The sequence below is a fragment of the Streptomyces sp. NBC_01275 genome, assembly GCF_026340655.1.
Taxonomy (GTDB): Bacteria; Actinomycetota; Actinomycetes; order Streptomycetales; family Streptomycetaceae; genus Streptomyces.
Genome location: NZ_JAPEOZ010000001.1, coordinates 1,816,688 through 1,828,890 on the forward strand (window position 1 = coordinate 1,816,688; position 12,203 = coordinate 1,828,890).

Here is a 12,203-nt window from a genome sequence, read left to right on the forward strand (position 1 = left end):
TTGATGTGACACGAGTAAAACCTGGGCCCCCGGGCATGCGAGGGCCCCCAGAGAACCGGGGATCCCTAGAAGACGACCAGCGCCCTTCCGCCCTTGCCCGCGAGCATGTTCTCGAATGCCGCCGGGATGCCCTCCAGGGCGATCCGTTCCGTCACCAGCATGCCCAGGTCCAGGCGGCCGGCCCGGACGTGCTCGGCGAGCACCGGGAGGTCCCGCGCGGGGTCGCAGTCGCCGTAGACGCAGCCCGCGAGGGTGCGGCCCCAGTGGAAGAGTTCGAGGGCGTTGAAGGTGACCTGCTGGTCCTTGCCGCCGATGCCGACGACCGTGGTGCGGCCGCCGCGCCGGGTGGACTCCCAGGCGGTGCGGATGGTGACCGCGCGGCCCACGCACTCGACGGCGACGTCGACGCCCTGTCTGCCGGTGAGGGCGCGGATCTCGCGGGCGGTCTGGTCGGAGGCGACGACGTAGTCGGTGGCGCCGGCGGCGCGGGCCAGCTCCTCCTTCTCCGGGGAGACGTCGACGGCGACGATCCTCGAGGCGCCGGCGATGCGGGCCGCCTGGAGGGTCGCCAGGCCCACCCCGCCGACGCCGAAGACGGCCACCGTCTCGCCGGTGCGGACGCGGGCGGAGTGGTGGACGGCCCCGTAGCCGGTGAGGACCGCGCAGCCCAGGAGGGCGGCGTCGGTGAGGGGGATGCCGTCGGGCAGGGGCAGGACGCAGGCGGCCGGTACGACCGTCTCCTCGGCGAACGCGGCGACGTTCAGGCCGGGGTGGAGGTCGCTGCCGTCCAAGGCGCGGTGGGCGTAGACGTCGGCGGAGCCGTTGAGAGCGTTGGCGCACAGCCAGACCTCGCCCAGCCCGCAGGCATGGCAACGGCCGCAGGACGGGGCCCAGTTGAGGACGACGCCGTCGCCGGGTGCGAGGTGCCCGACGTCCTCGCCGACGGAGACGACCGTCCCCGCGCCCTCGTGGCCCAGCACCGCCGGGACCGGCACCCGCATGGTGCCGTCGGAGAGGGACAGGTCGGAATGGCAGACCCCGGCGGCGGCGAGGCGGACGCGGACCTGGCCGGGGCCGGGATCCGGGAGCTCGATCTCCGTGATCTCCAGCGGGGCCCCGACGGCGGGGAGTACGGCGGCGCGGACGGTCATGTTTCTGCCGACTTCCTTAGAACTGGAGGGACTTGGTCTGGAGGTACTCGGCGAGGCCGTGCACGCCGAGTTCGCGGCCGACGCCCGACTGCTTGTAACCGCCGAAGGGGGCGCGGGGGTTGAAGCGTCCGCCGTTGATGTCGACCTGGCCGGTGTCCATCCGGCGGGCGAAGGCCACCGCCTCGCTCTCCGCACCGGCCCAGACCGCTCCGGCGAGGCCGTAGACCGTGCCGTTGGCGATGCGCAGGGCGTCGTCCTCGTCGTCGTAGCGCAGGATCGACAGGACCGGGCCGAAGATCTCCTCCTGGGCGATCGTCATCTCCGGTGTGACCTCGGCGAAGACCGTCGGGGCGACGAAGTACCCGCGCTCGCGAGGGGATTCGGGGCCGCCGGCGACCAGCCGCGCGCCCTCGGCGACGCCCTTCTCGATGTAACCCCGCACACGGGCCTGCTGCTTGGCGTTGACGACCGGGCCGATGCGGTCGCCGTACTTGGCGGCGGCGGTCGCGGCGAGGGCGACCGCCTCGTCGTAGCGGTCGCGGTGGACCAGCATGCGGGTCCAGGCGCTGCACGTCTGGCCGGAGTTGGACATCACGTTGGCGACGCCGACGTTGACCGCCTTGGCGAGGTCGGCGCTCGGGAGGATGACGTTGGCGGACTTCCCGCCGAGTTCGAGGGCGACCTTCTTGATCGCGGCGCCGGCCGTCGCGGCGATGCGCCGGCCGACGGCGGTGGAGCCGGTGAAGGAGACCAGGTCGACGCCCGGGTTTTCGGCGAGGGCCTGGCCGGCGACCGGGCCGAGGCCGGTGACGAGGTTGAAGACGCCGGCCGGGACGCCCGCCTCGTGGACCGCCTCGGCGAAGAGCTGGGCGGTGAGCGGGGTGTCCTCGGCGGGCTTGAGCACGACCGTGCAGCCCGCGGCGAGGGCCGGGGCGACCTTGGCGACGATCTGGTGCAGGGGGTAGTTCCAGGGGGTGATGGCGGCGACCACGCCGATCGGCTCGTGGAAGACGGTCGAGTTGCCGACCTTCTCCTCGAAGGGGTGGGTCGCGGCCAGCTCGGCGTAGGAACCCGCGACCGCGATCGGCACGGCCGCGTGGACCGCCTGGGAGAAGGGCAGGGGTGCGCCGAGCTCGGCGGTGACGGTCTCGGCGATCTCGTCCTTGCGGGCCGCCAGGACGTCCCTGAGGGCGGTCAGCCGTGCGGCCCGCTCGGCCGGCGGGGTCGCGGCCCAGCCGGCGAGGGCGGCGCGGGCGGCCCGTACGGCGGCCTCGACGTCCCGCGCGTCGCCCGCCGGGACGCGGCCGATGACCTGCTCGTCCGTCGGGTCGATCACCTCGATCACGTCCTGGCCCGCGGCCGGGCGCCAGGCGCCGTCGAGGTAGATGCCGTCGTGTGCCTTCATGGTGTGCGTTCCCTCCGGGCGGGCCTCGTCGTCCGCGCCCTAAACTAGCGTCGTTAGTTTTTCGGCGCCAGGGGCCGCCCGGTCATGTCGGCCGCGCCTCACCTGCGCCCCACTCGTACCTCCCGTCCCTCACTCGTCCAGGTCCGGCAACCGCGCCGGGGCCGGGCTGACGCGGTCGCCGTGCTGGTCGAAGACGAAGAGGTGGGCGACGTCGACGAGGAGCGGGACCTGCATGCCGTACCGGAGGTCGAAGTCGGGGGTGGTGCGGACCACCAGGTCGCCGGGGGCGCGGCCCTCGGCGGACGTGGGCGGCCGGTCCCGCTCCGGCGGCTCGTCCAGGACGACGACCGGGCCGGCCCGCAGACTCCCCGCGCGCTCCCGCAGCCGGTCCAGGACTCCGCCCTCGCGCCGCCGGCGCCGGTCGGGCCGCGGGACGGGGCGCGGCGCCTCCAGCTCCGGTACGACGGCGGGGCGGGAGCCGGTGTTGAAGTGGACGAGCGCCTCGTGGCCCTGGAACTCCACATGCTCCACCAGGCCGGTGATGTGGGTCTCGCCGGGCCGGGCCTCGGCGGGCGTGGCGATGCGCACGGCCTCCGAGCGCAGTCCGACGATCACCTCCCGGCCCTGCTGCACCCGCAGCAGCTTGTGGTCCAGGGAGAGGGGTTCGGGCAGGCGCAGGGCCTGCTTGCCGAGGCTGATGGTCATCGCTCCGTCGAGCGGGGCGCGCACGACGCCGCACAGGAGGTTGATGCGCGGGGTGCCGATGAAGGCGGCGACGAAGACGTTGCGCGGCAGGGCGTAGACCTCGCGCGGGCTGCCCACCTGCTGAAGGAGGCCGCCGCGCAGGACGGCGACCCGGTCGCCGAGCGACATGGCCTCGGCCTGGTCGTGGGTGACGTAGACCGTGGTGACGCCCAGCTCGCGGGTGAGGCGGGAGATCTCGGCGCGCAGGTGGTTGCGGAGCTTGGCGTCGAGGTTGGAGAGGGGCTCGTCCATCAGGAAGGCGGAGGGGTGGCGGGCGATGGCCCGGCCCATGGCGACGCGCTGGCGTTCGCCGCCGGAGAGCTGGGCGGGGAAGCGGTCGAGGAGGTCCTCGATGCCGAGCATCCGGGCGGTGGCGTCCACCCGGGGGGCCGGGTCGGCGCCGGGCGTCTCGATGCGCAGCGGGAAGCCGATGTTGTCGCGGCCGGTCATGTTCGGGTAGAGGGCGAAGTTCTGGAAGACCATCGCGATGTCCCGCTCCGAGGGCTGCAGGTCGTTGGCGTACGCGCCGTCGAGGAGCAACTCGCCCTCGGTGATGTGCTCCAGGCCGGCGATCATTCTGAGCACGGTGGACTTGCCGCAGCCCGAGGGTCCCAGCAGGACGAGGAACTCGCCGGGCACGATGTCCAGCGACAGCCGGTCCACCACGCGGACGCCCTTCGCATGGACCTTGCCGACGTCGTGCAGGGAGATGGCGCGTGTCATGAAGGCGTCCCGGGGCTCACTTGGCTTGTGAGTCACGGAAGTTAACGGACTGTGCGCGGTCGGGGGAAGAGACACGCCAGGATCGGGACGTCACGGTCACACCTGTGAGAAACCGGACGGTTTGGTTCAGTTCAGTTCCGTTGCAGTTCAGTGGCCGGGGGCGGGGGCGCGCGGCTCCTGGACGGTGACGAGGTGCGCGAAGACGACGAGGTTGCCCGTGTAGCCGGTCCTGCGGTGGAACGGGCCGCCGCAGGTGATGAGCCGCAGTTCGGGGCGGCCCCGGTCGCCGTACACCTCCTTGTTCGGGAAGTGCGCCTTCTCGTACTGCCGGAGGGCGTCGACGGTGTAGACGGCGACCCGTCCGTCGGCGCGGCGGACCTCGACCATGCGGCCCGGCTTCAGTTCGGAGAGCCCCCAGAAGACAGCCCTGTCGGTGTCGGTGTCGAGGTGCCCGACGGCCACGGCGGTCCCCGGCTCCCCCGGGCTCGGCCCGTCGGCGTACCAGCCCACCAGGTTGGGGTCGCCCACCGGGGGCGCGGTCAGCCGCCGCTGGCGGTCGAGGCGGAGCTCCATGACGGGGGCGTCGACGTCGACGTACGGGATGGCGAGACGGGTGGCGCGGGAGCGTGGGAGGCGGTGGGGGGCAAGGGGAGGGTGACTGGCGCGATGGGGGGCGCCTGAGCGGCCCGGGCGGCCCGCCCCTCCCGGACGCCGGGGGTCGGCGCGGCTCGGCTCGCGGGACGGCGGTGGCTGCGCGTGGTCCGGCACGGGGTTCGGACGGAGCGCCTGGTCCGGCGGGCGGGGCGACCGTGAGCCCGGCGACCGGGCAGGCGACGACGCCCCACCCGACGCCCGCGGGTGCGCCCCCGGAGAAGCCCCTCCCCGCTCTTCCCGCCGCGGCCCGCGCGCGTCGTCCGCGCCCGCCTCGGAGGCCCCTGCGTTCCCCGCCCCGGACGCCGCTTCCCCCTCCGGGCCGGCGTCTCCCGTCCCACCGCCGGCCGTAGCGCCCGTCGGCCAGGCATCCGCACCGCCCGCAGGCCGGGCCTCCCTGTCGACCACCCCCGAGGAGCCCCCCGGCGCGGCCGAGACCGCTGCCGGGAGTTCCTCGTCCTGGGCCGACCAGACGCCGACCGCCGCCAGCGTGGCGGCGAGGACGAGCGTCCGCGTCAGACGGAAGGCGCGCGTCCGGTACCAGCGCCTGCGAGCACGCCCACCCGGCGCCGGACGAACAGCACGCCCACCCGGCGCCCAGCGGACGGCAGGTCCTCCCGACGCCGAACGAACCCCTCGCCCGCCCGACGCCGGGCGGCCGAACCGCTCACCCGGCATCGGGCGAACTCCGCCCTCCCCTGCCGCCGAACGAACCCGACGCCCACCCGGCGCCGGGAGAGCAGCGCCCTCCCTCGCCGCCGAACGAACCCTCCGCCCGCCCGACGCCGGGCGGGCGGACCGCTCACCCGGCATCGAGCCGACACTCCCCTTCCCCGCCGCCGGGCGAACCGCGCGTCCACCCGTCGCCGAGCCGGCGGAGCGTCTACGCGGAGCCATGCGGGCGGCGACGGAGCCGGAACCAGACCGCCCCGCCGACCGCGGCCAGGCCCACGCCGACCGCGCCGACGACCGGGCCGGCCGCGACGTCACGAGCGGCTCCGCCACCACCGGCCGGCGGGCCGCCGTGCGGGCCGCCGCTGCCGTTGGGCGGCGGCGAGGTCGGGGGCCCGGTGGTCGGCGGCGGTGAGGTCGGCGGGGGCGAGGTCGGCGGGGTGACGCAGTCGACCTGGAACACCTTCTGCTTGCCCGTACCGTTGCCGCCGACGATGGTCCAGACGAGCTTGTACTGGTCGTCCGGCAGTTCGATGTCCCCGGTGTGGCCGGTGCCGTCCGGGTCCAGCGTGATCTGGCCCTGGAGTGTGGCTCCGTTCGGGTCCAGGGGCTGGGTCTCGATGGTGTAGCTGATGTTCTGGCCCTGCTCGAGGTCGTCGAAGTGGGCGGCGTCGATGTAGAACTCGCAGACCTTGGGCTCGTCCCTCGGGTCACCGACCGGCGTGCGCGGGTCCGACGCCGAGTGGATCTTGACCGTGCCGTTGTCTCCGGGCGCCATGGGCGCGACCGCGAAGGCCGGCGCCCCCGTCAGGGCGCTCCCCGCGACGGTCAGGGCCGCGAGGGCGGCGGTGCGGGCGCCGACGCGGCGTGGACGGGGCGTGACGTACATGCGAGCTCCTCCGAGCCAGATGATTATCGTACAAATCGCACTTCATCTGACTCTCTTTCACATGTCGGCCCCCAGCGGCGGGAGCATCGCCCGACGCCCCGTCAGTTGTCCCTCGTCCGGCCCACAGCGGACCCGGGACGCAGGGCCCCGGCGGCCGGCCCCGAAGCCTGGGCGGGCTTGGCCGGCGACCGTAGCGCCACCCCGGACGACAGCAGCAACAGCACCCCCAGCATCACGAACGGCGCGGCCACGCCCGCCACTCCGGCGACCAGGCCCGCCGCCGCGGGCGCGGCGACCTGGCCGAGGCGGTTGCCGGTCAGGCGCAGGGCCAGGGCGGTGGAGCGGGCGCCGTCCGGGGCGGCCTGGACGACCGTCGTCATGGACAGCGGCTGCCCGACGCCGAGGCAGAAGCCCAGCGCGGCGAGGATCGCGCCCAGCGCCCAGACCGGCGCCGGCAGCGCGATCCCGGCGCACAGCAGGGCCGCCAGCAGACAGGTCACGGTGAGCAGCGCGGTCCGGCCCAGCAGCCGCAGCAGCGGGGTGAGGACGAGCCGACAGGCTATGGAGGCCGCGGCGCGGACGCTGAGCAGGACGCCGATCACCGACGGGGCGATGCCCCGGTGTTCGCCGACCACCGGCAGATAGGCGGTGAGGATGTCGGTCGCGGAGAGCACGGAGAGGCTGATGACGATGCCCGCGGGGACGCCCCGGGCGTGCAGGATGCGGCCGACGGAGACCCGTTCGCCCGGCGCCGGACGGGACGTGGGCGTCGTGTCGCGGTGCTCGATGCGCCAGAGCGAGGTGAACGCGACCGCGCAGCCCGCGCCCGCCGCCAGCAGGGCGAGCGCGCTGCTGTGCGCCATGTCGTCGCGTCCGATCAGCGCGCCGGCCGCGATCGGGCCGATCAGCTGGCCGAGGGAGGCGCCGATGGTGAAGTGGCCGAAGTTGCGGTCCTGTTCGTGCGGGGCGGACTGGCGGGCGACGAGCGACTGGGCGCCGATGACGAAGCAGAGGTGGCCGAGGCCCATCACCCCGCTCCACAGGGCCATCGTCCACAGGGAGCCGGCGAGTCCGCTGAGTGCGCAGCCGCCGGAGATCAGGACCACGCCGACCGGGAGGAGGGGGGCGCAGCGGCCGTGGTCCGTACGGCGGCCCAGGGGTACGGCGGCGAAGAGCGGGAGCAGCGCGTACACGCCCGCGATGACGCCGATCGCCCGCTCGTCCGCGCCCAGCGCGAGGGCCCGGTAGGAGACGGCGGGCCGGGCCATCGACACCGCCCCCTGCGCGAAGCCGAAGGCGATGACGAGACGGAGCAGCCAGCCGCGGTTCCTGCCGGGCCTCACAAGTTCCTCCAGTCGTCCGGGCGGCGCCCCTTTTCCGGGCGCCGCCTCGGGGATCGGTTCAGATGATGCCGAACAGGATGCCCGCCCCGAGGATCACCAGGCAGGTGAGGGCGGCCCACTTGACCACGAACCGGGTGTGGTCGCCGAACTCGACCTTGGCCATGCCGACCAGGACGTACACGGCCGGGACGAGCGGGCTGGACATGTGCAGCGGCTGGCCGACCAGCGAGGCGCGGGCGATCTCCAGGGAGGACACCCCGTGCGCCTGGCCGGCTTCAGCGAGGACGGGGAGGACACCGAAGTAGAAGCCGTCGTTGGACATGAAGTAGGTGAGCGGGAGGCTGAGCAGGCCGGTGACGAAGGCCATGTGCGGGCCCATGCCGTCGGGGATGTTGTCCACCAGCCAGCGGGCCATGTGGTCGACCATGCCGGTGCCCTTGAGGACGCCGGTGAAGACGGCGGCGGCGAAGACCATGCCGGAGACGTTGAGGACGTTGTCGGCGTGGGCCGCGAGGCGGGCCTTCTGGTCGGGGATGTGCGGGAAGTTCACGGTGAGCACGAGCGCGGCGCCGAGCAGGAACAGCACCGGGATCGGCAGCCACTCCATGATCATGGCGGTGAGCAGGCCGACCGTGAGCAGCGCGTTGAACCAGTACAGCTTGGGTCGCAGGGTGGCGCGGTTCGGGTCCAGGCCCTGGAAGGCCTCGTCCTCGTCGTCCGACTCCTCGGGGAGGGCCGCGCCGGAGCCGGTACCGGAGCCGCCGACGGCCTTCGCGCCTGCGCCCGTGCCCGTACCGGCGCCGGATCCGGACCCGGCGCCGACCAGCACGGTCTCGGTGACGGTCTCGGTCTCCTTCTCCTCGACCAGCACCTCGTCCAGCGTCAGCACACCCAGCCGCTTGCGCTCGCGGCGGCCGAGGACGTACGAGAGCGCGATGACGAAGGCCAGGCCGACGGCGAGCGCCGGGATCATCGGGACGAAGATGTCGCTGGCGTCCAGCTTCAGCGCGGTGGCGGCGCGGGCGGTCGGGCCGCCCCAGGGCAGCGTGTTCATCACGCCGTTGGCCATCGCGGCGACGCCGGTCATCACGACCAGGCTCATCTTCAGGCGCTTGTACAGCGGGTACATCGCCGAGACGGTGATCATGAACGTGGTGGAGCCGTCGCCGTCGAGCGAGACGATCGCGGCGAGCAGCGCCGTGCCGACGACGATGCGCAGCGGGTCGGCCTTGCAGAACTTCAGGATCGCCCGGACGATCGGGTCGAAGAGGCCGACATCGATCATCACACCGAAGTAGACGATCGCGAACATGAGCATCGCCGCGGTCGGGGCGAGGCTCGTGACGCCGTCGATGACGTAGTCGCCGAGCTCGCCCCCCTTCCCGACGAAGACGCAGAACAGCGCCGGGATCAGCACGAGTGCCGCGATCGGCGACATCTTCTTCAGCATGATCAGGACCAGGAAGGTCGCGATCATGGCGAAGCCGAGGATGGTCAACATGAGTGGATACCTAACGTTCGCCCTTGAACATCCCACCTGGGGGTCGGCGGTGCGTTGACGTTAGGTCTGTTCAAACGGTGTTAACAAGACGTTGACGTGCGAGCAATAAGCGCAAAACTCCAGGTCACGGCTTTGCTCAGCTCATCGGCACGCTCGGTGGCGCCATCGGCGCGATCTGTACGGGCACGCCGTTGAGGACCGCGTTGCCCGACAGCGGGTCGAGGAGGCTGCCGTCGAGGAGCTGGTTGACGTTGACGCCGGGGTCGGCGGCGGCGTGGCTGAGCCGGGTGCCGGGCCGGTCGTGGCCCCAGCCGTGCGGCAGGCTCACCACGCCCCGGCGCACGCCGTCGGTGACCTCGGCGGGCGCGGTCACCGCTCCCCCGGCGCCCTTGACGCGCACCGGCTCCCCGTCGCGCACGCCGAGCCGTTCGGCGTCCTCGGGGTGGATGTGCAGGGTGCAGCGGTTGGTGCCGCCGGTGAGGGCGGGGACGTTGTGCATCCAGCTGTTGTTGGACCGCAGATGGCGTCGCCCGATGAGGACGAGTCCGGCGGGCCGCTCCCGCAGCGCCTGACGGAGCCGGGGCAGGTCGCCGGCGATCGGCGCGGGCAGCAGCTCGATGCGCCCGCTGGGCGTCTTCAGCGGCTGCGGCAGGCGCGGGCGCAGCGGCCCGAGGTCGATGCCGTGCGGGTGGTCGAGCAGCCGGTCGAGGCTCAGCCCGTCGGGCCGGGCGCCGAAGCCGTCGCCGTAGGGGCCCAGGCGCAGCATCAGGTCCAGGCGGCGCTCGGGGCCGCTCTCGCCGGTGAGGAGGGCGGCCAGCTGCTGCGGGTCGCGGCCGTGGACCGGCGAGTGGGGGTCCTTGACGGCCTTGCCGAGGGTCTGTCCTACGACGAGGTCGTCCACGGCGGAGGGGTCGGCGCCGTGCATGCCGGTCGCGGCGAGGGTCAGCCGGGCGAGGATCTCGGTCTCGGCCATCCTGCCGGGTTCGAGGGGGACGGCCGGGCGGGTGTAGCGGACCTGGTTGCGGACGGCGAGGGTGTTGAAGGCGAAGTCGTGGTGCGGGCTCTGCGAGGGCGGGGGCGGGGGCAGCACGACGTCGGCGTGGCGGGCGGTCTCGTTGAGGTAGGGGTCGACGCTGACCATGAAGTCGAGGGAGTCGAGCGCCTTGTCGAGCCGGTCGCCGTCCGGGGCGGACAGGACGGGGTTGGCGGCCACCGCGATGAGCGCCCGGATCGGCTCGCCCTCCTCGGTGGCGGTGTCGATCTCCTCGGCGAGCGCGGACAGCGGCAGCTCGCCCTTGGCCTCGGGGTGCCGGCCGACCCGTGAGTGCCAGCGCCCGAGCTGGAAGCCGTGGCCGGGGCCGGCCGGGCGGGGCGTCCTGTCGGTGGCGGCCTGCGGGAAGAGCGCGCCGCCGGGCCGGTCCAGGTTGCCGGTGAGGATGTTGAGGACGTCGACGAGCCAGCTGGCGAGCGTGCCGTGCGGGACGGTGCAGCTGCCGATGCGGGCGTAGACGGCAGCGGTGTCGGCGGCGGCCAGTTCGCGGGCGAGGACGCGAATGGTGTCGGCGTCGACGTCACAGGCGGGGGCGACGGCTTCGGGGGTGAAGTCCCGTACGGCGTCGGCGAGTTCGTCGAGGCCCTGGACGTGCGGGGTCAACTCGCCCAGGTCGACGAGGTGTTCCTCGAACAGGACGTGGGTCATCGCCGCGAGGAGCAGGGCGTCCGTGCCGGGGAGGATCGCGATGTGCCGGTCGGCGAGCTTGGCGGTGCGGGTGCGGCGCGGGTCGATGACGGTGAGGGTGCCGCCGCGGGCCTTGAGGGCCTTGAGCCGGCCGGGGAAGTCGGGTGCGGTGCACAGACTCCCGTTGGACTCCAGGGGGTTGGCGCCGATGAGCAGGAGATGGTCGGTGCGGTCGAGGTCCGGGACGGGGATCGCGTTGGCGTCGCCGAAGAGCAGTCCGCTGGAGACGTGCTTGGGCATCTGGTCGACCGTGGAGGCGGTGAAGAGGCTGTGGGTGCGCAGGCCCGCGAGCAGCACCGGCGGGTAGAGGGCGCCGGCCATGGTGTGCACGTTGGGGTTGCCGAGGACGACGCCGACGGCGTGCGGTCCGTACCGTTCGACGACGGGTCGCAGGCCCGCGGCGACGGCGTCGAAGGCCTCCTCCCAGGTGGCCTCGCGCAGTTCGCCGTCGCGGCGCACGAGGGGGGCCCGCAGTCGGTCGGGGTCGCCGTCGACGGCCCCGAAGGAGGCGCCCTTGGGGCAGATGAACCCCTTGCTGAACACGTCCTCCCGGTCGCCTCGGGCGCCGGTGACCTTCGTCCCCTCGACGGTGAGCGTCAGCCCGCAGGTGGCCTCGCACAGGGGGCAGATTCGCAGGGCGGTGCGGGACACGGGTCCTCCTGGGGGCAGCGGCGCCTCCTGGCGGGCGGCGGCGCCTCTTCTCCTCCGAGCATACCGACCGGTATGAAGGGTGGGGAGGGTTTACCGGAGGTCGGTCGAGGAGCCGGCTCGGTCCAGCACGCGCGCCAGATACGCCCGCAGCAGCTCCCGGGTCTCCCCGATCACCTTCGCGTCCCCCTCCGGGTCCACCCGGAAGGCCAGCTGGACGAGGGTGTCGGCGGTCTCGACGGCGATCAGGAAGGTGCGGCGCAGGTCGTCGTCGGGGACGCGGCCGAGAAAGGCGGAGAGGAGGTCGGTGAGGCGATCGGCGACGCGGTGGTTGGGTTCGGCCTGCCGGGTGCCGACCGGGATCTGGTTGCCGAAGTCGACGAGGGAGAAGCCCGGCGCGGTGCGCTTCATGGCCAGGTACTCGTCGAGCACGGCGTCCATGGCGGCCCGCCAGTCTCCGGCCTCGGCCCCCGTCAGCCGCTCGGCGACCCGCTCCGACCAGAGCTCCAGGTTGCGCTGGGCGAGCGCGTCGGCCATCTGGCGCTTGTTGCCGAAGAAGCGGTACACGGAGCCGATGGGCACGCCGGCGCGCTGGGCGACGGCCCGGGTGCTCAGGGCGTCGTAGCCGACCTCGTCCAGCAGGTCGGCACAGGCGTCGAGGATTCTGGTCAGCCGTTCGGCACTGCGCCGCTGGACCGGCGCACGGCGGAGCGATGTCGCTTGGGGCACGGTCTTCAT

At 73.4% G+C, this 12,203-nt stretch carries 9 protein-coding genes; all 9 read right to left on the reverse strand.

The features are described from left to right. Nucleotides 1-65: 65 nt before the first annotated feature. Nucleotides 66-1,151 (reverse strand): Zn-dependent alcohol dehydrogenase, encoded by a 1,086-nt coding sequence (locus OG562_RS07750; RefSeq protein ID WP_266395218.1) that lies wholly within the window; start codon nt 1,149-1,151, stop codon nt 66-68. 16 nt (nt 1,152-1,167) lie between these two features. Beyond that, nucleotides 1,168-2,556 (reverse strand): aldehyde dehydrogenase family protein, encoded by a 1,389-nt coding sequence (locus OG562_RS07755; protein WP_266395220.1) that lies wholly within the window; start codon nt 2,554-2,556, stop codon nt 1,168-1,170. 129 nt (nt 2,557-2,685) lie between these two features. After that, nucleotides 2,686-4,023, reverse strand: coding sequence for an ABC transporter ATP-binding protein (locus OG562_RS07760; protein ID WP_266395223.1), 1,338 nt, complete (start codon nt 4,021-4,023; stop codon nt 2,686-2,688). Nucleotides 4,024-4,170: 147 nt separating this feature from the next. Continuing rightward, nucleotides 4,171-5,571 (reverse strand): class F sortase, encoded by a 1,401-nt coding sequence (locus tag OG562_RS07765; RefSeq protein WP_323187493.1) that lies wholly within the window; start codon nt 5,569-5,571, stop codon nt 4,171-4,173. Continuing rightward, entirely contained in the window at nt 5,558-6,235 is a 678-nt protein-coding gene (locus OG562_RS07770; RefSeq protein WP_266395228.1) for a hypothetical protein, read from the reverse strand. The genes OG562_RS07765 and OG562_RS07770 overlap by 14 nt, the downstream gene beginning before the upstream one ends. Nucleotides 6,236-6,336: 101 nt before the next feature. Further along, nucleotides 6,337-7,578 carry an MFS transporter gene (locus OG562_RS07775; protein ID WP_266395231.1) on the reverse strand — a complete coding sequence of 414 codons (1,242 nt, stop codon included), beginning with the start codon at nt 7,576-7,578 and terminating at the stop codon, nt 6,337-6,339. 58 nt (nt 7,579-7,636) lie between these two features. Further along, the gene (locus tag OG562_RS07780) at nt 7,637-9,079 is read right to left on the reverse strand and encodes a CitMHS family transporter (RefSeq protein WP_266395233.1); all 1,443 of its coding nucleotides are present in this window, start codon (nt 9,077-9,079) and stop codon (nt 7,637-7,639) included. Nucleotides 9,080-9,215: 136 nt separating this feature from the next. After that, on the reverse strand, nt 9,216-11,468 hold the full coding sequence (locus tag OG562_RS07785; protein ID WP_266395236.1) for a molybdopterin oxidoreductase family protein: 2,253 nt from the start codon (nt 11,466-11,468) through the stop codon (nt 9,216-9,218). Between the two features lie 90 nt (nt 11,469-11,558). Beyond that, nucleotides 11,559-12,203, reverse strand: coding sequence for a TetR/AcrR family transcriptional regulator (locus tag OG562_RS07790; protein ID WP_266395239.1), 645 nt, complete (start codon nt 12,201-12,203; stop codon nt 11,559-11,561).

What these genes read in the sequence shown, in the direction of transcription:
- OG562_RS07750 (WP_266395218.1), bottom strand. Translation starts at nt 1,151, where the DNA reads ATGACCGTCCGCGCCGCCGTACTCCCCGCCGTCGGGGCCCCGCTGGAG.
- OG562_RS07780 (WP_266395233.1), bottom strand. Translation starts at nt 9,079, where the DNA reads ATGTTGACCATCCTCGGCTTCGCCATGATCGCGACCTTCCTGGTCCTG.
- OG562_RS07760 (WP_266395223.1), bottom strand. Translation starts at nt 4,023, where the DNA reads ATGACACGCGCCATCTCCCTGCACGACGTCGGCAAGGTCCATGCGAAG.
- OG562_RS07790 (WP_266395239.1), bottom strand. Translation starts at nt 12,203, where the DNA reads ATGAAGACCGTGCCCCAAGCGACATCGCTCCGCCGTGCGCCGGTCCAG.
- OG562_RS07770 (WP_266395228.1), bottom strand. Translation starts at nt 6,235, where the DNA reads ATGTACGTCACGCCCCGTCCACGCCGCGTCGGCGCCCGCACCGCCGCC.
- OG562_RS07755 (WP_266395220.1), bottom strand. Translation starts at nt 2,556, where the DNA reads ATGAAGGCACACGACGGCATCTACCTCGACGGCGCCTGGCGCCCGGCC.
- OG562_RS07765 (WP_323187493.1), bottom strand. Translation starts at nt 5,571, where the DNA reads ATGGCTCCGCGTAGACGCTCCGCCGGCTCGGCGACGGGTGGACGCGCG.